At 51.6% G+C, this 19434-nt stretch carries 21 protein-coding genes and 2 tRNA genes; 4 read left to right on the top strand and 19 right to left on the bottom strand.

Annotated elements, in window-relative coordinates; genetic code table 11:
- Positions 1-33: 33 nt before the first annotated feature.
- The 10 genes from HVE01_RS17865 to hemH form a co-directional block, all read right to left on the bottom strand.
- Entirely contained in the window at positions 34-1455 is a 1422-nt protein-coding gene (locus tag HVE01_RS17865; RefSeq protein ID WP_146945254.1) for a DASH family cryptochrome, read from the bottom strand.
- The gene (locus HVE01_RS17860) at positions 1439-1630 is read right to left on the bottom strand and encodes a DUF2256 domain-containing protein (protein WP_125750152.1); all 192 of its coding nucleotides are present in this window, start codon (positions 1628-1630) and stop codon (positions 1439-1441) included. The genes HVE01_RS17865 and HVE01_RS17860 overlap by 17 nt, the downstream gene beginning before the upstream one ends.
- Positions 1631-1870: 240 nt before the next feature.
- Complete coding sequence (mnhG, locus tag HVE01_RS17855) at positions 1871-2275, bottom strand: monovalent cation/H(+) antiporter subunit G (RefSeq protein ID WP_125750155.1); 405 nt, start codon at positions 2273-2275, stop codon at positions 1871-1873.
- Positions 2268-2537 carry an MrpF/PhaF family protein gene (locus tag HVE01_RS17850; RefSeq protein ID WP_125750158.1) on the bottom strand — a complete coding sequence of 90 codons (270 nt, stop codon included), beginning with the start codon at positions 2535-2537 and terminating at the stop codon, positions 2268-2270. Before HVE01_RS17850 ends, mnhG begins: the two co-directional genes overlap by 8 nt.
- Positions 2537-3010 (bottom strand): Na+/H+ antiporter subunit E, encoded by a 474-nt coding sequence (locus HVE01_RS17845; RefSeq protein WP_125750161.1) that lies wholly within the window; start codon positions 3008-3010, stop codon positions 2537-2539. The genes HVE01_RS17850 and HVE01_RS17845 overlap by 1 nt, the downstream gene beginning before the upstream one ends.
- Positions 3007-4575, bottom strand: coding sequence for a Na+/H+ antiporter subunit D (locus HVE01_RS17840; RefSeq protein WP_146945253.1), 1569 nt, complete (start codon positions 4573-4575; stop codon positions 3007-3009). The genes HVE01_RS17845 and HVE01_RS17840 overlap by 4 nt, the downstream gene beginning before the upstream one ends.
- Positions 4572-4919, bottom strand: a complete 348-nt coding sequence (locus HVE01_RS17835; protein WP_009721692.1) for a Na+/H+ antiporter subunit C — start codon at positions 4917-4919, stop codon at positions 4572-4574. The genes HVE01_RS17840 and HVE01_RS17835 overlap by 4 nt, the downstream gene beginning before the upstream one ends.
- An 18-nt stretch (positions 4920-4937) precedes the next feature.
- Complete coding sequence (locus HVE01_RS17830) at positions 4938-5369, bottom strand: Na+/H+ antiporter subunit B (protein WP_125750166.1); 432 nt, start codon at positions 5367-5369, stop codon at positions 4938-4940.
- Positions 5362-7719, bottom strand: a complete 2358-nt coding sequence (locus HVE01_RS17825) for a putative monovalent cation/H+ antiporter subunit A (RefSeq protein WP_146945252.1) — start codon at positions 7717-7719, stop codon at positions 5362-5364. The genes HVE01_RS17830 and HVE01_RS17825 overlap by 8 nt, the downstream gene beginning before the upstream one ends.
- Before the next feature lie 191 nt (positions 7720-7910).
- A complete protein-coding gene (hemH, locus tag HVE01_RS17820; RefSeq protein ID WP_146945251.1) occupies positions 7911-8993 on the bottom strand; it encodes a ferrochelatase in 1083 nt (360 codons plus the stop codon).
- Positions 8994-9105: 112 nt separating this feature from the next.
- Between hemH and HVE01_RS17815 the strand changes: the two genes are divergently transcribed.
- Both HVE01_RS17815 and HVE01_RS17810 read left to right on the top strand, forming a co-directional pair.
- Entirely contained in the window at positions 9106-10686 is a 1581-nt protein-coding gene (locus HVE01_RS17815) for a cryptochrome/photolyase family protein (RefSeq protein ID WP_146945250.1), read from the top strand.
- Positions 10683-11081, top strand: a complete 399-nt coding sequence (locus HVE01_RS17810) for a thiol-disulfide oxidoreductase DCC family protein (protein WP_146945249.1) — start codon at positions 10683-10685, stop codon at positions 11079-11081. Before HVE01_RS17815 ends, HVE01_RS17810 begins: the two co-directional genes overlap by 4 nt.
- 32 nt (positions 11082-11113) lie before the next feature.
- On the opposite strand, the gene HVE01_RS17805 is transcribed toward HVE01_RS17810, so the two are convergent.
- The 9 genes from HVE01_RS17805 to rnr form a co-directional block, all read right to left on the bottom strand.
- Positions 11114-11416, bottom strand: coding sequence for a DUF6482 family protein (locus HVE01_RS17805; RefSeq protein WP_038476962.1), 303 nt, complete (start codon positions 11414-11416; stop codon positions 11114-11116).
- A gap of 137 nt (positions 11417-11553) precedes the next feature.
- Positions 11554-11847, bottom strand: a complete 294-nt coding sequence (locus HVE01_RS17800; protein WP_125750180.1) for a hypothetical protein — start codon at positions 11845-11847, stop codon at positions 11554-11556.
- Positions 11848-11913: 66 nt separating this feature from the next.
- Complete coding sequence (gene dnaB, locus HVE01_RS17795) at positions 11914-13302, bottom strand: replicative DNA helicase (protein WP_009721684.1); 1389 nt, start codon at positions 13300-13302, stop codon at positions 11914-11916.
- A 219-nt stretch (positions 13303-13521) separates the two neighbouring features.
- Positions 13522-13968 carry a 50S ribosomal protein L9 gene (rplI, locus tag HVE01_RS17790; protein WP_038476968.1) on the bottom strand — a complete coding sequence of 149 codons (447 nt, stop codon included), beginning with the start codon at positions 13966-13968 and terminating at the stop codon, positions 13522-13524.
- A 15-nt stretch (positions 13969-13983) separates the two neighbouring features.
- Positions 13984-14835, bottom strand: coding sequence for a hypothetical protein (locus HVE01_RS17785; protein WP_125753704.1), 852 nt, complete (start codon positions 14833-14835; stop codon positions 13984-13986).
- 12 nt (positions 14836-14847) lie between these two features.
- Positions 14848-15075, bottom strand: a complete 228-nt coding sequence (rpsR, locus tag HVE01_RS17780; RefSeq protein ID WP_009097135.1) for a 30S ribosomal protein S18 — start codon at positions 15073-15075, stop codon at positions 14848-14850.
- A 33-nt stretch (positions 15076-15108) separates the two neighbouring features.
- Positions 15109-15492, bottom strand: coding sequence for a 30S ribosomal protein S6 (rpsF, locus tag HVE01_RS17775; protein WP_009721681.1), 384 nt, complete (start codon positions 15490-15492; stop codon positions 15109-15111).
- A gap of 197 nt (positions 15493-15689) precedes the next feature.
- The gene (rlmB, locus tag HVE01_RS17770) at positions 15690-16502 is read right to left on the bottom strand and encodes a 23S rRNA (guanosine(2251)-2'-O)-methyltransferase RlmB (RefSeq protein ID WP_125750183.1); all 813 of its coding nucleotides are present in this window, start codon (positions 16500-16502) and stop codon (positions 15690-15692) included.
- A 2-nt stretch (positions 16503-16504) separates the two neighbouring features.
- Complete coding sequence (gene rnr / locus HVE01_RS17765; protein ID WP_146945248.1) at positions 16505-18910, bottom strand: ribonuclease R; 2406 nt, start codon at positions 18908-18910, stop codon at positions 16505-16507.
- A 246-nt stretch (positions 18911-19156) separates the two neighbouring features.
- Between rnr and HVE01_RS17760 the strand changes: the two genes are divergently transcribed.
- Together HVE01_RS17760 and HVE01_RS17755 are read left to right on the top strand one after the other, a co-directional pair.
- A tRNA-Leu gene (locus HVE01_RS17760) sits at positions 19157-19243 on the top strand.
- 103 nt (positions 19244-19346) lie between these two features.
- A tRNA-Leu gene (locus HVE01_RS17755) sits at positions 19347-19433 on the top strand.
- The last annotated feature ends 1 nt before the right edge of the window (position 19434 follow it).

Raw genomic sequence — 19434 nt, 5'->3', positions numbered from 1 at the left:
TTCGGGACCATCGTCTATGTTTTGAGAGATACGTTACTCATCTGTTTCTTGAAGTTCCGTTGTAGTCACTAGCCAACGCTGCCACTCGGCTGGCTCTACGCAAGGTGTGTCAAACTTAGCAGGCGCTACCCGCCAGGGTTGGTGCCGCTCCACACCTAACGGCAACGACGCTAGCTCAGGCAGCCAATAGGCTACGTAAAGCCCATACGGGTCATAATGCCCTGCTTGCTTCAGCACATTAAAGTAGCGGTTTTGGCGCGGATCACGACCAATACCGGCAATGTAACGCCAGTTTCCCCAGTTACTCGCCACATCGTAATCAATCAGACAGTGCTCAAACCATGATGCTCCAAGGCGCCAATCGACGTTTAGATCTTTCACTAAGAAACTGGCAACATTTTGACGCGCCCGATTAGATAACCACCCGGTAGCCTTCAGTTCTAGCATGGCAGCATCTACAAACGGCACGCCGGTTGTCGCATTGCGCCATGTATCAAATGCACTGCTAACGGGCGGTAACTCCTTATCACCAAATAATGCGGCACCTTCCAGCTGAGCCGCTCGGTGGAAGTAATCTCGCCACATTAATTCGAAAATAATCCAATAGCTTGATTCGCAGCTCCCGTGAATAGCTTCCCATTTTTTTACTTCTTGGCACACTTGGCGTGCAGATAAGCAGCCCCGCGCCAGCCAAGGCGAAAAACGTGTAGAAAAATTAGCGCCTAGTAAACCATTACGGGTTTTCTTATAAGACTCCGCGCCGTTTTGCCGCCAGAGATAGTGCTGAAAACGATCGCGTGCCGCCGCCGCCCCTCCAACAAACACAAAGCCCTGGCGCTTATCGGGCTGCCAGCCGGCACTCTCACTGCATACTACGTTAAGGGGAGGAAACCCTCTGGGGGCAGGTTCTGGCCAGGGCGGCAGTGTCACTGGCGCTGACAGAGGCGCTAAAAACGTACAATGCTTTTCAACACGTCGCCGAAATGCCGAAAAGCTGGGCGGCAACTCGTCCAATGCGAAAGGAAGTTCGCTTTCGGCAATTAAATAACCGCTATCAAAACAACATAGCTGACAGGCCGGTGGGAGCTGGTCAGCGACTCGCACAATATGCTGGGACTCTTCATATCCGGAATGCGCTGCCACACGCACTTGTCTTGCACCGAGCATGGCAACCGTGTCTAGCACAATACTGGCCGGGTCACCGACGCGGACTAGCAAATCGCTGCCGCGCTGCAGCAGTTCACCTCGTAGCTCCATCAGACTTTGCCATAAAAAGCGTAGTCGAGCAGGTCCTAGCCTGGGGAAAGCATCGCCCGTAACCGAACGTTCAAGCCATCGCTGATCCAGCACATAGAGACAAAGCAACTGCTCCGGAGGGGAAGTAAAATGCAACAAGGGATTATCAGCTATCCGCAAATTATCCTGAAGCCATACAATATCAGTCGTGCTGCTCATGCATTTGCCTCTTTAGTGCGTGCCTCTTTAGTGCGTTGGACTGCTTGGCTTCGCGACGGCAACGTTCACTACAATGGCGCACTTCATCCCAGCAGCGCGCCCACTTTTTCCGCCAAGTAAAAGGGCGCTGGCATTGAATACAGTCTTTTTGCGGTAAATCACGCTTACGCTGCATAGACTCCACCTCGCTGCCAAACACTTACGCGCCACGCGCCAAAAACATAGACACAACAACTTATACAGTATAACTATTGTACATAATATAGCGTACATATTTTGAGATAAAACTTCTATCGACTGGGCTAACCAAATTCGTCCTCCATGCTTCACTCAAGATGCTGAAAATAAAAAAGCCATCCGTGAGGATGGCTTTTCGAGCAGACGTGTCAGCATGGGGAAAGTTGGCAAATTGCCGTCAGTCCGGGTCTGTGGCGCGGGGATGCCGTTTGGCATTTTCATGGGTTTCTAGGCCACTTTTAAGCTCATGGGTAAGCGGGTCATAATTAGGCCTCAGTTCATCCTTAACAGTACCGCTCCAGAGGCGCGAACCAACAAAGTAACCTGCCCTACCAATGACATGGGCAGCAATCGGTGCCGTTATTAAAATAAACACAATAATCGCGAACGAGCGCGCAACCACCCCAACTTCGGCAAAGTGCATGGCCGAGGCAAGCATGATTAAAATAACCCCAAGCGCTGCAGCCTTAGTGGTGGCATGCATACGGGTCAGCAAGTCTGGCAGCCGTAACAAGCCAATGGCCGCTAGCAGCATAAAGCTTGCCCCCGCTATCAACAGTGCACCTTTGATAAATTCAATCATCTCGCGGCCCTCCACGTTCCAGATAGCGTGCAAACCCAATCGCGGCTAAAAAGCCCATCAGGGCGATCACAATTGCCGCATCTAGAAAGCTCGCCACCCCCGATTGAATCGCATAAACACCCACTAGCCCCACCACCGTAGTGGAAAACAATTCAAGCGCAACAACACGATCAGGTAAGCTAGGACCACGAACGACACGTACGAAAGCCAGTACAAGCGCTAGCCCCATAATTATCTGGCTTATCAGAATAACGGTATCCATTAACGAAATAGCTCCAATGCACGGTGCTCCATCTCTTTTAAGTTATTTCGAAGTTCTTCTTCATTATCCAGAAACATCGCATGAATATAGAGCACCTTGCGATCGTCAGAGACATCAAGGCTCAGCGTGCCAGGCGTCAGCGAAATCAGGTTAGCGACGATCGTAATTTCCATTTCCGTGCGTGCAGCAAGAGGTAGCGCAATAACGCCAGGTTTCATGTGCCAGGGAGGGGTCAATATATCGAAGGCGACGCGCAGGTTTGCCCGCACCAGCTCCTTAATAAAAAAACCAATAAAACCAATAATTCGTGGCACACGAGCGGGGTAACCTTTTAACGCGTCGACTTGAGGCTCAATTAATAGCAACGCGATATAGCCAAAGATCATCCCTACTAGCAGATTAAGTCCGGAAAAATCGCCACTTAATAGCACCCAGGCTAGCCCGAGCAGAAGGTTCCAAATTGCTCCTGTCATGGGTCATCCTCCGCACGCTCAAGTAGCGCATCTTCAGCACTAGCAGAGACGCCCAGCACAGCTTCAATGTAGCCTGATGGCGACATTAGCTGATCACCGATAATCATCATTACCTGCATGATGGCTTCTGCGAAAACACCGATTAATAACGACATCATGGCCAACACAGCAACTGGGGTGTACATCATCCACAGGCTTGGTTTTAGTAATCGGCCATCATCTCCGCTGGTGGTTTGCGCAGCGGGCACTTTATTTTCTTCTGGCAGCGCTTTCCAAAACACGTCATTCCAAATTTTAACCATGGAATAAAGTGTCATGAGCCCCACTGCCAACGCAAAACCTGTTACAACATACGCCTCCGCCTCCAGGCCAGCGCGAACCAGCACAAACTTGGCAAAGAATCCCGACAGCGGTGGAATGCCCGCCAGTGAAAACGCTGAGATAAAAAACACTACGGCTAACCAAGGACGCTCTCGATAAAGCCCGCCCATCTTCTTAAGTTGATAAGTGCCTTGCAAACGGTGGGTAATACCGCTGATCAGGAACAAGTTCGTTTTAACAACAATGTTATGCACGATAGCAAACACACCGCCTGCAATTGCCAGCGGCGTATACAGCGCTAAACCAAGGATCATGTAGCCAATCTGACTCACAATGTGAAATGAGAGGATTCGCCGGAACTCATACTGGGCTGCAGCGCCAAGTACGCCGGTTACCATCGTCAACACGGCGCCCCACATCATAATATCCTGCAGGTATCCCATCGTTTGGTCAAAAATAACAGTGAACACGCGGAACAACGCATACACTCCCACCTTTGTCAGCAGACCAGCAAACAACGCTGATACTGCGACTGGCGGCGTATGATAAGAAGCAGGCAGCCAGAAAAAGAGCGGAAAAGCAGCCGCTTTAATACCAAAAGCGACCATAAACATCACGGCAAGCACTTCGACCATTCCGCTGTGCTCGGCCTCATCCATACGCAGTGCAATATCGGCCATGTTGAGCGTACCTACCGTGCCATACAGTAGCCCCACAGCCGTCAAAAAGATCACCGAAGCCAATAGGTTCAGCGTAACGTACTTTATTGCGCCTTCCATCTGCGCCCTTTCACCGCCCAGAATCAACAGCGCAAATGATGCTACCAGCATGACCTCAAACCAGACATATAGGTTGAAGATATCGCCAGTTAAAAAGGCTCCTGCCACCCCTGCTAGCAACAAATGCATTAGTGGGTAATAGCCAAATTTTTCGTGCCCTCTTCCGGTGGTGGCCAGCGAATAAATCCCCATTGCCAAACCAATGATGCCCGTCATTAAAATCATAACGGCACTCAACATATCGGCAATGAGGGTAATCCCAAACGGAGCGGGCCAGCTGCCCATCTGCATAGTGATGTAGCCATCGGCTAACACAGCGGCAAACAGCCATACACTTACCAGCAGTAGCGCGACATTACCCGCTACCGCAATGAAGCGTTGAACGGGCCGAGAACGCCAAAAAAGCAGTGAAAGTGCGCCAGAAAGCAGTGGCAGCAGGACGGGCAGTGCAACTTCAGGCCTCACGTGTCGGTATCCTTCATTTTGTCCAAATCATCTGCTTTGACAATTTCATAGGCACGGCGAATTAATACGACAGCAAATGCCAGCACCCCAAATGCAATAACAATCGCCGTTAACACAACAGCTTGAGGCAGCGGGTCCGCTACTTCGCCTAACGGTTGCAGCATCCCTTCGGGTATTAATGGTGGGGCGCCTCGCGTCATGCCTGCAGTGGTGAAAATTAGCAAGTTAGCAGCATTCGACAGCAACAGCAGACCAATCACCAATTTCACAATAGAGCGACGTAACATCATAAAGATTGCGGCAGCGTAGAGTAGCCCAATTGCTAGTGCCATTAGTGGTTCCATACGGAGCCTCCTGATGCATTAGGGTTCATCCTTATCCACCTCCATCAGCGCCATTACCATACCCATCACCGAGCCGAGAACGGCAAAGTACACCCCCACATCGAAAATAAGCGGTGTAGATGCTTTAAAGTCGATCACGGGGATAGTCCACCACTGAGCGGTTAAAAATGGTTGGCCCATAAACCAAGCAGGTACGATTGAAATCATCCCCAGCAACAGCCCAGCCCCAATTAAGTCACGGGGATCAACCATCCGCAGCACCTCTTTGGTGGCACTGACGCCAAAGGCAAACAGATAGAGAGTGAAAGCCCCCGCGGCAACTAGCCCAGCAATAAACCCACCCCCAGGTTCATCGTGCCCACGCAGCAATAGGAAAATTGAAAACATCAGTTGTAGCGGCATCAAAAACCGCGCCGCAGTGTTGAGTATAATGGTGCCGGATTTAACCATCGTACGGCTCCTTAACACTGTCTTTCTCGCCGTTTACGCCCGCTGCTGGCTTGCTTTCATTTGCGCCGTGGCGCAGTTTAAGCATGGCGATAACCCCTATAGCAGCAAGTGCCAGCACAAACATTTCACCTAGCGTATCGAGTGCCCGATAGTCCACCAAAATGACGTTAACGATGTTGCGACCATAAGCCAGGGGAGCGCTATTCTCTATCATGTACATTGAAATAGGCTCAAACTGATTAATACTCCAAGCAGTCATAATCAGTAGAAAAATCAATATTCCCATCATGGCGGCTACTGCACCGTCTCGAATACGCTCCAAGGTTGTGGAAAGGTTTGAAAAACGCGGCAAGCGGAAGAGCACTAAAACCAATAAGATAACGGTCATGGTCTCAACCAATAGTTGGGTAATGCCTAAGTCCGGCGCACTAAAGAGAATAAAAATCAGCGCAATCGAGAACCCCATAATGCCAACCGACACTACAGCACCAAGGCGTGAACGAGAGATAGTGGCAAACAAAGCCCCCATCACCATAGTGCCTGCGACAATGACCTCATGGAAGCGTACGTCAAGCGCCAGCACCAGTTGAGGCGCATGGCGCACAAGTATTGAGTTACCAATCAAAGCAATCAGCACTACTAACATGACGAGAATGTAATTGCGCATATAACCGTTTTGCAGCAGGCGTGTTTGCCATTCCGAAAAACGCACAATGCCATTCATAAAGCCTTCATAGCCCGCCTCGGGGCCGTGCCGCATTAGCGGTGCTAACATCGCAAGCTTACACCGCACGCTATCCCAGCGCTTAAACAGTAAAAAGCCTAGCCCAAGACTGGCAATCGACATGATCAACGCCATATTGACGCCGTACCAAAGCGATAATGACACTTGCAACGGCTCTCCAACCACCGCTGTCGCCGCTGAGGTAAGCAGCGCATCGGCACCCAGCAAGGCGGGTGCCAGTCCTAATAACAGCGAACCAAGTGCTAGTAAACTAGGTCCGACCAGCATACTCAAAGGCGCTTCATGGGGTGTTTTAGGCGTTTCAATTTGCCGCCCATAAAAGGGGCGGAAGGCAATAATGGCAGCCACTGCAATCGTCAAAATAGCCGCCAGGAAAGCAAATAATGCTAACAACACATCAAAACGCTCCGCCCCCAACGCTGCCTCTAGCATTAGCTCTTTACCAATGAAGCCAAATAGCGGCGGCACGCCTGCCAACGACAGCGCCGCGACAAAAGCAATCATCGCAGTGATTGGCATGGCTGACTTCAAGCCGCCCATTGCAGTGACATCTTTGGTGCCAGTCTCATGATCCAAAATACCGGCAACCATAAACAGCGCCCCTTTGTACATCGAGTGGGCTAGCAAGAACGTCACAAATGCCGTCATGGCGTACTCAGAACCAATGCCTAGCAACATGGTTAGCGTGCCCAGCGCCATAATGGTGGAATAAGCCAGTAGCTTTTTAATATTGGTGTGATGAACCGCTAAAAAAGCGCCTGTCAGCATGGTAATCGCGCCGACGACCGACAGTATTCCGACCCATAGCGCTGTGCCACCCAGTTCCGGGTGTAAGCGCGCCAGTAAATAAATACCCGCTTTCACCATGGTGGCCGAGTGGAGGTAGGCCGACACCGGCGTTGGCGCCGCCATGGCATTGGGTAGCCAAAAATGAAAAGGAAACTGGGCTGATTTTGTGAACGCCCCCAACAGCAAGCAAATAAGCATAGGGGTATAAAGCGAATGTTCACGCAGATCGCTTTCCATTTGGCCAATTTCATAAAATGACCAGCTTCCGCTTGCCTGCCCTAACAGCACCAGACCTGCCATCAGCGCCAAACCACCAGCAACCGTTACAAACAGCCCCTGGCGTGCGGATTTTCTTGCCTCAATATCGGTGTGGTTAAAGCCAATCAGCAAATAAGAAGTGATGCTGGTTAATTCCCAGAACACGAACAGCGTAAGCAATCCATCTGCGAGCACTAGCCCCAACATAGAAGCCATAAACGCAACAAGCGCTAAATGAAAGCGTGCAATATCCGCATGGCCTTTGAGATAACCACCGGCATAAATCAATACCAAAGTGCCGATAACGGTAATCAGCAGCCCGAATAATAGTGAAAACCCATCAAGCAGAAAGCTCAAGCTGATGCCTAGTGATGGCACCCAAGACCACTCCAGCAGGAGTGGCCCTTCACTCATTACAGCGGCTGCCTGACTGAACAGCCAAGCAGCCATCAAGGCAGGAAACAGCGCCAATACCAGGCTCGTCCGTTCTCCAAACCAGCGGTTGAGCAAAGGCGACGACGCTGCCAGCACAAAGCCCATTAACACAGCGAATTGCATCCGGTGGTTTCTCCCTATAAGAACGTGTCAGTTAACCCCAAGGCAGTAGCAAGACCGAACGGCCCTAAGCGCTGAATAAATGTGATTTTTAATGTACAGACCTTATACCAGGGTTGATAAAATTTCTAGAAATCTAGAACCCATAAAAAAGCCGCCTTAGTTAAGTACCTTGGCGGCTTGTGACAAAAACACTATTGAGAAGCGGACAACCATCCCGCCAGCTCGTTATTAACTACCGCTAGCAAAGCATCGATATGGTCGTCTCGATCATTCAGGCAAGGAATATAACTAAACGTCTCCCCTCCCGCCTCCATAAAGCTATCGTGAATCTCTTCTTTAATTTCTTCCAGCGTTTCAACACAATCAGCAGAGAAAGCAGGCGACATAATCGCAATATGTTTATGCCCTTGCTTGGCAAGCTCAGCCACATGATCGACGGTTTGCGGGCCAACCCACTTTTCTGGGCCAAACTGAGACTGGAAGGCGGTGTCGACTTCCTCTTTGCTCAACCCTAGTTTTTCACGCATTAAGCGAGTGGTTTTCTGACATTGGCAGTGGTAAGGGTCACCTTCTAATAGGTAACGTTCGGGGACACCGTGGTAGCTGACGACCAGTTTCGTCGGGCGCGTTTCAAAGCCGTCATAAGCTTCCTGAACAGAATTCGCTAGCGCCTGAATATAGGCCGGGTGCTCAAAATACGCGGGCACCGTACGAATATAAGGCTGCCACTTCATTTTCATCAATGCGCGAAATGCCTGATCATTTGCCGTGGCAGTTGTAGGCGAGCCGTACTGAGGGTAAAGCGGAAAAAAAACAATCCGCTCACAGCCCTTCTCTTGCATGCGCTTAAGGACACTTTCCGTCGACGGATTGCCGTAGCGCATACAGAAATCTACTTCGACGCGATCGCCGTAGAGTGTTTTCAAACGTGCGGCCATTTTTTCAGTTTGAGCACGCGTCGTGGTCAACAACGGGCTCTCGTTCTTTTCGTTGTTCCAAATACTTTTATACGCGTTACCAGAGGAGAATGGACGCTTGGTCAAAATAATCAGTTGTAAAAGCGGTTGCCACTTCCAATTGGCGTAATCAACGACACGCTTATCGGACAAAAACTCGCTAAGGTAGCGTCGCATAGACCAATAGTCGGTTGCGTCCGGAGTGCCCAAGTTAGCCAATACCACGCCGACTTTTGCAGGCGGAACGGCAGGGTGATCACTGGGTGCATGAACCAAGCGCCCTTCACCCGGCTGATCTTTCACAACGCTATCGACCATGTCGCTAACTCCTCAGATACTTTAAATAGTTGGCAAAATCTTAACACTTTTCGGCAAAGTTGCGGCATAAAGTTATACTATCAACATCATTTGTATAACTACAGGCCAACTCATGTCGAAGCCTTTACTATTAGTCCTTGGTGATCAGCTTTCGCTTTCATTGGCAACCCTGCGCAATGCGCCAACCGATGCAGTCATCGCTCTTTGCGAGGTCGCTGAAGAAGCGCGTTATGTGCCTCACCATATACATAAAATCGGCTTATTCATGGCCGCCATGCGGCACTTTGCACAGGCGCTACGCGATAAAGGCTATAACGTTCACTACAGTCGCATTGATGATGCTGACAATACCCAGTCACTCATCACGGAAGCTGAACGTATTGCCGCTCAGTACGGTTGCCATGAAGTGCGTGTAGCAAGACCTGGTGAATGGCGACTTTGGAATGCTATGCAACAGCGCCAAGCAGCCGCCCTCCCCTGGAAAGTGATCGAAGATGATCGCTTTTTCAGCTCGCCCGATGACTTTGCCAACTGGGCTAAAGGGCGTAAACAGCTGCGTCTGGAGTATTTCTATCGCGAGCAGCGCAAACGAACTGGGCTACTAATGGAGGGCGATACACCTGCTGGAGGAAAATGGAACTTTGACCACGACAACCGTGAGCCGATTCAAGCAACGCTCAGCTTTCCATCGCTACCCACCCATCGCCAAGATGCGCTGACCCAGGAAGCGCTCAATGATGCCAAGCAGCATTTTAGCGAACACATGGGGTCTCTGGATAACTTCAACCTCCCCGTCACCCGCCGACAGGCGCTGGTGGATTTAAACCACTTCCTTAATCATGGATTGGCCGACTTTGGGCGCTACCAAGATGCGATTAGCGATAAAGAGCCGTTCCTTTTTCACTCCAGATTATCGGCGGCACTCAATATCGGCCTACTAACACCTCACGAAATCTGTGACGCCGCTGAGCAGCGCTACCTAACAGGTCATGCGCCTATCAATGCTGTCGAAGGGTTCATTCGTCAAATACTGGGTTGGCGAGAGTATGTTCGGGGGCTTTACTGGACACAAATGCCAGCTTATAAGCGTGATAATCAGCTTGGCTTTAAGCGTGAACTACCGGCATTTTACTGGGATGGCAATACCGACATGCGCTGCTTACAGCGCGCTATCCAAATGACTATCGACAACAGCTACGCTCATCATATTCAGCGCTTGATGGTAACCGGCAACTTTGCCCTGCTGTGTGGTGTTAAGCCTGAAGCGCTTTGTGACTGGTATCTAGCGGTGTATGCCGATGCCTGCGAATGGGTAGAGCTGCCCAACACCTTAGGCATGGTACTGCACGCTGACGGCGGTTTAATGGGCTCCAAACCTTACTGCGCTTCAGGCAAATATATCGACAAAATGTCTGATCACTGCCAGCACTGCCGCTACTCTCCAAAACAGGTAACAGGCCCAAAGGCGTGTCCGTTTAATAGCCTTTACTGGCACTTTCTGGAAACCAACGCTGAACAGCTGAACCGCAATCCGCGTATGAAGCTGATCTATGGCTCACTCTCTCGCATGAAAGACGACAAGCGTGACGCGATGCGTCAGCAGGCTGAACAGTTTCTTGCCTCGCTACCCACCAGTCCAAGTTACGGCCAGACTTGCCACACACAAGGCTATCTATCAAAGGATACCCAATGAGTCGTTTCTCCACGCTGCACGCAACGTCACCTGTCACGCTATATCATGATGGGCACTGCCCTTTTTGTCGCGTGGAAGTCGCGTGGCTTGCAAAGCATCGCCATCAAGAACGTGTCGCACTAGTGGATATTCAGAGTCATGATTTCAATGCCGCCGATATAGGACGCAGGCTTGACGACATGATGGGGCTACTGCATGTCAAAGACAGCCAAGGAAATTGGTATATCGGGATGGATGCCAGCCGGGCCCTCTATGCAGTACTGGGCTACCGGTGGCTAGTATGGCTTTCTTGCTTACCAGGCCTGCGAGGAGCAATGGATGCAGGCTATCGTTTTTTTGCCCGTCGTCGTGTTCGGCTAGGGCGATGGTGGGAGAAACGTCACGCTAACAAATGAAGACGCCAAATAGTGTTAAAGCGCTAGCAATGCTAAAACACTAGCGGCATACGTGATGTTAACGGCGAGCTGTAATGGGCATCGCGTCCAATCACTTCATCCTGGGGCACATGCTGCACTAAGTAAGCACGGTGAATCCCTGCGCGCTTTAGCTCAAGATAAACATCATCTAGTGAGCGAAACAGCATTGGCTTGCCGCGCTGGGTCAACATATGTCGCTCGCCCTCTACATCTTCAAGCTCTAGTTGATAAAAGCGGCTGCCCGAATGCGTGATAACGCGTATTTCAAAGTTATCGTGACCCGCAACAAATTGCTTCAGTTCTTTAAGTTCCATGGTTCCCTCCTGTGATTGTTCATCATGGGGCACAGCATGACGATACCCCATGACAATTTTATTACCTTGGCACTAACTGCCTATGACGGCAACATCACAAAAGAGTTCCTGACCAGAACGTCAACTTATTCGTCGAATTATTGATACTCAGAAGGGTCGATTGCTTTACCTAACGAGTTGCGATCTATCCAGTTACCGCCTTTAGTTTCCTTGTAACGGAAAACTACTTTATCGCCTACCTTTACCGGCAGCTCTGAATCTTCAGTTTGGTAGCTATACTTTTCCCCTTCAACTACCAGGAAGTAACGGTAGAGGTCAGGCATTCCCAACCACTCTTTAAATGGCCCTTCTCGCTCTAGTGACTGCAGCTCCCCGCGGCCTTCCAACTTAGGAAGACGCTTACGGTTACCACGTCTAAAACCACCTGCCATTTGCTACTCCTGTCTATCTGCTTGGTCGGGGAGGAGCATTATACGTTCTCCCCCCTAACGCTCAAGTTAATCGCCGAACGCTTCGCCATAGCTATCGGGCGCAAGGTCTTCGAAGCGCGTGTATTTACCAATAAAGGCCATATGTACCGTACCGATAGGCCCGTTACGCTGTTTACCAATAATCAGCTCGGCAATCCCTTGGTTGTCAGGATTGTCAGGGTTATACACCTCATCTCGGTAAACAAACGCAATGACGTCAGCATCCTGCTCAATCGCGCCCGATTCCCGCAGATCCGACATGACAGGACGCTTATTGGGGCGCTGCTCCAACGAACGGTTAAGCTGCGAAAGTGCTACAACAGGACATTGAAACTCTTTTGCTAGCCCTTTCAGAGAGCGGGATATCTCCGATATCTCACCGGTACGGTTTTCAGAAAACCCCGGAATCTGCATTAACTGCAGATAGTCAATCATGATCAGCGCCATATTGCCGTGCTCCCGCACTACTCTGCGCAGGCGTGAGCGCATCTCATTAGGCGAAAGCGCCGCCGTATCATCGATAAATAGCTGCTTGTCTTTGAGCAGGTTGACCGCTGACGTCAGTCGCGGCCAATCTTCATCTTCCAACTGCCCCGAACGCACGCGGGTTTGATCAATCCTACCCAACGAAGAGAGCATACGCAGCATCAGCGATTCAGCAGGCATTTCCATGGAGAACACCATCACCGGCTTATCGCTAGCAATCACCGCGTGCTCCACCAGGTTCATAGCGAACGTGGTTTTACCCATTGACGGGCGGCCCGCGATAATCACCAAATCGGAGGGCTGCAAGCCTGAGGTCATCTCATCGAGGTCACGAAACCCCGAGGAGAGCCCTGTCATTTCACCCTTTAGATTGAACAGCTCATCAATACGATCAACGGCTTTGGTTAGCAGCTCGCTCATGCCGATAGGACCGCCCGTTTTCGGCCGCTCCTCGGCAATCTGAAAGACTAATCGCTCAGCTTCATTCAGCAGCTCATCAGCAGGTCGCCCCTGGGGAGAAAATGCCCCGTCAGCAATTTGATTGGCCGCACGGATTAATTTACGCAGCGTTGCCCGCTCGCGCACGATATCCGCATAAGCACGAATATTACTGGCCGAAGGCGTATTGCGAGCCAGCTCAGCTAAGAATGCCAAACCACCCACAGTATCCAATTGATCACGCGCTTCCAACGCCTCTGACAGTGTTATAACGTCCAAAGGCTGCCCAGATTCGGCCAAATGAATCATCACATTGAATACCAAGCGATGCTCGTAGCGGTAAAAATCATCCGCCACCAACCGTTCCGAGACATTGTCCCAGGCCTGGTTATCCAACATTAGCCCACCTAGCACCGACTGCTCCGCCTCAAGAGAGTGCGGCGGCAGCTTTATCGCTGCCGTTTCCTGATCAGCAGAAGGCTGGTCCTGCATAGTGAGCTCCTTAATCATAAAGCGTAGCCAATAACGATGACTATCTTAGCGAGACAATCTCAAACTCACCATAAGCGACTTATCTACGCCAAGCGACGTTCAAAAAAATTCGACCCACATCTCAAACGTTTTTGACCGCGCTTAGAACGACATAGATTAAAAAGACAAAGGGCGCGGGAAGACCCGCGCCCTTTGAGGCGTCAGCGTTGGCGAGAGTGTTTACTCTGCGACAACAACCACGCGAACAACAGCATCTACTTCTGCATGCAGGTGTAGAGCGATGTCGTATTCGCCAGTTTGGCGAATCGGGCCTTGCGGCATACGCACTTCGCTCTTGGCAACTTCGATGCCAGCAGAGGAAATAGCGTCGGCCAGGTCACGAGGACCGATAGAACCGAACAGTTTGCCTTCATCGCCTGCTTTAGAAACCAACGACAATTCGATGTCGTTAAGCTGCTCAGCACGCGCTTCAGCTTCTGCTTTACGCTCAGCGGCTTGAGCTTCAAGCTCAGCACGCTGGGCTTTGAATGCTTCAACGTTGTCTTTGGTTGCCGGCACGGCTAAGCCGTAAGGAACCAAATAGTTACGACCATAACCGGGCTTTACAGTGACTTTGTCACCCAGGCCGCCCAGCTTACCAATGTTGTCGAGCAGAATGACTTCCATCTCGTAAACCTCTTGTCAGTTGCTGCGGGCAAGGCGTGCGCGAACGTTCGCGAATGTATCAATCAGCCCCAACAGCAGCACAATGAGAATCGTGGGCCAGGTCGTGATCAGCAGCACATAAAATGCCACCAGCCACAGCCCGTTCATCCCCTTTATTCCAATAAACCCATGCACTAGCGCAATGCCAGCTACCAGCAGTGGAATCCAACCAAGCATTGCCAGAGCGTGCGCTCCCAACACCATACCTCCAACACCAAGCACGACTAAAATAGCCAGCTCTTTGGGCGATAGGCGTAGTGCGTGAAACTCTTCGCGGAAGCCGCCTGGGTTATAAAGCCCAGCCTGCCAGCTTCGCGCCAACGCTAAACACGCAATAGCAGCCAACAGTACCACCAAGCCTGTTACACCACCGATCACCATAGCGGCAAGCGTGGGCGCATCAATACCTTGGTTAGCAAACTCTGTCAGCATGCGATCAATCTCGGTAGAGCTTGTTCGCAGTTGCTCCAGCATCAACTCTGTTCCACCTGGCGGTATAAAGATACCGAGTTGAACCATAACCGCGGCCGCCAATGTGCCAACGATTAACGCTTCACTCCAACGTATCCTCTCACGCAGGATAACTGCCATCAGCGTTACTAGCAGTACGCTAGCAAGTGGAATGACGTCACCCTGAGACCACCAGAAACCCGCAGGTAGTGCAGCAGCGATAATTACCGGAAGCGCAGGTGCAAAACCTTTGCGTAAGGTAACTAGCGCGGCGATGGCTGCCCCTAACCAGAACAGCCAAGGCACTAGCGTCGCTAACGCCGCCCCGCCAATGGCATAGGGCGTGCTCCGCATAAGCCATCTCGCCAGTGCCAGCATCACGTTAAACGCTTACTGATGGCTATCGGAGTAGGGCAGCAGTGCCAAGTAACGCGAACGCTTGATAGCAGTCGCCAACTGACGCTGATAGCGTGCTTTGGTGCCGGTAATACGGCTCGGAACGATCTTGCCGGTTTCGGTGATGTAAGCCTTCAGCGTATCGAGATCTTTGTAGTCGATCTGCTTGACGCCTTCAGCAGTGAAGCGGCAAAACTTACGGCGACGGAAAAAACGTGCCATGGACTAGCTCCTTAAAACGTGCGGTGGATGAAATTAGGCAGTTTCTTCTTCAGCTTCTTCAGCGCGCGGTTTGTCTTCGCGACGCGGACGCTTTTCTTCTGCCGGCTTCATCATCGGAGAAGCTTCGGTGATCGCTTCTTTACAGCGAACAACCAAGCTGCGGATGATGGCATCGTTGAAACGGAAGATGTTCTCGATTTCTTCGAGAGTCTCGCCGGTGCACTCAACGTTCATCAGCACGTAGTGGGCTTTGTGGATCTTGTTGATCGGGTAAGCCAGGTGACGACGGCCCCAATCTTCCAAGCGATGCACAGTGCCACCGTTTTCGGTAACAATGCTGGTGTAGCGCTCGACCATAGCCGGCACTTGCTCGCTCTGATCCGGGTGGACCATAAACACGATTTCATAATGACGCATGGAATCTCCTTGCGGTTTGACAGCTTCCGGTGTGTATTGACACAGCTGCATCAATGACGACAGGGAAGCAAGGAGTTAACTGAAATGCCCGTTGTTCACCGCATGCGGTGTCATGTGGGGCATCAAGCAGAACTGTTTTTCGTATTAACTGTTAACCAATACGAGCGCCCGCTCAAAGTTAAACGGGCGCAAGCATTCTAGTGGGCTAGTGCAGAACTTGCAAGCTGCCTCTGCCGAACAGCTTCAAACAAACAAATACCTGTCGCGACCGATACGTTCAGGCTGGACACCTGCCCTGCCATAGGCAGCTTTGCCAAGTTATCGCAGGCCTCCCGGGTTAACCGGCGCATCCCCTTCCCCTCAGCGCCCATTACTAACGCGGTCGGGCCAGTCATATCGATCTCAAACAGGCTAGCCTCGGCCTCACCGGCGGTACCGGTAATCCATACACCGGCATCTTTTAACTTAGCCAGCGTACGAGATAGATTAGTAACTTGATAAACAGGCACTACCTCGGCTGCGCCGCAAGCAACTTTGCGCACTGTCGCGTTCAGCGGCGCGGCTTTATCCTTAGCCACAATCACACCATGAGCGCCAGCGGCATCCGCACTACGCAGGCACGCACCAAAGTTATGCACATCGGTAACACCATCTAGCACCAACAATAGCGGCGGTGCAGACGCTTGCCATGCACGTAGCTTCAACCACAGCGACTCTTCCCCCTCGGGAACCAGCGGCGGACAAAACGCTACGACTCCTTGGTGGGCTGCCCCCTGAGTAAGCTGATCCAACAAGTCGCGAGACTGCTCTTTAATCCGCGCACCACGCGCCTGAGCACTCGCAACCACTTCTTTCAAGCGGTTACCCGCCCCCTGCTGGACCCACAATTCAAGGGGCGTTTCGCCCCGCTCTAGCAGACTTTCCAGGGCGTGAACGCCATACACTTGGTCCAGCCCATCCGGAGTACGAACAGTCGGACGCGGGCTACGTCGAGATGACGACGATTTCATGCTCACCCCTTATTCGGTGATGGTTTACGCGTACCATTACGCGTGCGTCTTGGCCCACGGCGCGTCGGCTGCTTATCAGCTGATGCCGCTGCTTTGCCAGCTCCCCCTTCTACCCCAGCAGCACCTTCTCCAGCGCGGCGCTTACGCGGCTGGCGGCGTGGCCGAGGCTTCTCGTCAGCTAAGCCAAAGTCGATCTTACGATCATCCATATCTACCCGCGCGACCTGAACCGTCAGTCCGTCACCCAAGCGGTAGGTCGTGCCTGTGCGCTCACCTTTAAGACGGTGCTTCTCTGCTTCATAGTGATAGTAGTCAGAGGGTAGCGAGGTGACATGCACCAACCCTTCGACATAGAAGTCGTCCAGACGCACAAACAAGCCAAACTGAGTCACCGAAGCAATCGTGCCTTCGAACGTTTCGCCCAACTTGTCGGACATAAACTCACACTTGAGCCAACTTTCAACATCACGGGTTGCTTCATCAGCCCGCCGCTCGGTCATTGAGCAGTGTTCACCCAACTCAAGCATTTGCTCGAAGGTATAAGGACACCACTTACTTGGCGGATCAACAGGCGCGCCCGCTACCCGAACAACGGTATTGGTTTGTCGTGGTCCACGAATAACCGAGCGAATGGCACGATGTACCAACAAATCAGGATAGCGGCGAATCGGTGAAGTAAAGTGCGCATAGGCTTGGTAAGCCAAGCCAAAATGCCCCTCATTCTGGGGCGAATAAACCGCCTGATTCATTGAGCGCAACATGACAGTTTGGATGATGTCAGCATCAGGACGATCAGCAATCGCCTCACGCAACGCTTGGTAGTCCTGAGGCGTCGGCATGTCACCGCCACCCACGGAAAGCCCTAGCTCGCTCAAGAACAGGCGTAATTTATCAAGGCGTTCCGGTGTCGGGCGCTCATGAATACGATAAAGAGCGGGCAAATCATGCTTATCCAGGAACCGCGCGGTAGCCACATTGGCCGCCAGCATACACTCCTCAATTAGCTTATGAGCATCGTTGCGGGTGCGCGGGACAATTTTTTCAATCTTGCGCTCATCATTGAAGATAATCGCCGTTTCAGTGGTATCAAAATCAATCGCACCACGCTCTTCCCGGGCATTACGCAGCAGGCCATAAAGCTCGTGTAAATTTCGCAGCGGCTTCACTAGCGCCTTATGCTCATTGCGCAGCGCCTCCCCTTCAGCGCTCTCGTTATCGAGAATGGCCGCCACTTTGTTGTAAGTCAGGCGGGCATGGGAGTTCATTACCGCTTCATAGAACGAGTAGCGGCTAATAGCCCCCGTCTTGGAGATATTCATCTCACAAACCATCACAAGACGATCAACATGGGGATTTAACGAACACAAGCCATTTGAAAGTAACTCAGGCAGCATTGGCACAACTTGGCCAGGGAAGTACACCGAGTTGCCCCGCGTGCGCGCTTCATCATCAAGCGCGGTCCCCGGGCGCACGTAGTGCGACACATCGGCAATAGCGACCAGCAGCTTCCAACTGCCCGACTTGGTTTTCCAGGCGCACACCGCGTCATCAAAATCTTTGGCGGACTCATCGTCGATAGTGACCAACGGAATCTCACGCAAATCAACGCGGTGTTGCTTATCTTCCTCTAATACTTCTGCTGAAATACCGCTAGTTTGATCAAGCACTTCTGGCGGAAACTCAGCAGGAATATCGTAGCTACGAATCGCGATATCTATTTCCATGCCAGGATCCATGCGCTCGCCCAGCACTTCGATAACCTCGCCGACCGGCTGAACACGCGTGGCCGGCTGCTGAACGATTTTTGCCGATATTACCTGCCCGTCTTTCGCGCCAGCGCTTGCCGTATGAGGAATGATAACTTCCTGGGTAATACGTGGATTTTCAGGAATCAGCACACCAAACTCAGGTGAGTTACTACGGTATACACCCACAATTGTTTGGGTATTGCGCGCAATCACATCGGCAATAGTCGCCTCATCACGGCCGCGGCGGTCGCGACCACTAACGCGCGCCAGCACGTGATCGCCGTGAAAAACTCGACGCATCTGACGTGGCGGCAAGACTAAGTCTGGTTTTTTACCATCATCACGCAGCAGGAAGCCAAAGCCATCTCGGTGGCCCATCACCTTCCCTTTAATAAGGTCAAGCTTGTCAATTAGCGCATAAGCGCCACGACGATCGCGCAGCACCTGACCATCACGTTCCATGGCAGCCATACGACGGCGAATAGCTTCAAGATGATCTTCATCTTCAATGCCGAGCATGCGGCTCATATTTTCGTGGGTTATTGGCTTGCCGTACGCTTCCAGGGCAGCTAATAAATATTCGCGGCTGGGCGCAGGATTATCATACTTTTGCGCCTCGCGCTCGGCGTGCGGATCATCACTCAACGTCCAGTACTTCATGCGATCAACATCCTTGATTGCGTTTGCGGGAGGCAGACAATTTGCGCAGGCGCAGTGCGCTGCGGGCGGGGGGATTCAGTCATTGATCGACTGAAAAACATCATGTTTGGTTTGGTCATAACTGCATTATAGCGCTGCCCGCTCAATCACCCAACCATCTAGCACGGCAATTGTACGATTTTAATGATAAAAAACAGTTACCGGGTCTTGCATTTAAGCGTGGCCTCGGTATCATACGCGCCACTTGCCCAGATGGCGGAATTGGTAGACGCGCTAGCTTCAGGTGCTAGTGTCCGTATGGACGTGGAGGTTCAAGTCCTCTTCTGGGCACCATTTTATATCATGTCACCCCCTTTTGATGATGTAAAACGGTGTAGCAGCAAGCAGTACTATTTAGCAATAGTACTGAGAAAGCATTAGCAAAACGTTTGTATTCGCCCAGGTGGCGGAATTGGTAGACGCGCTAGCTTCAGGTGCTAGTGACCGTATGGTCGTGGAGGTTCAAGTCCTCTCCTGGGCACCAA

Origin of the sequence: Vreelandella venusta (assembly GCF_007989605.1) — a bacterium.
Classification (GTDB): domain Bacteria; phylum Pseudomonadota; class Gammaproteobacteria; order Pseudomonadales; family Halomonadaceae; genus Vreelandella; species Vreelandella venusta.
Note: the sequence above shows the minus strand (reverse complement) of the source record. Positions and strands in the feature narration are given on the sequence as shown.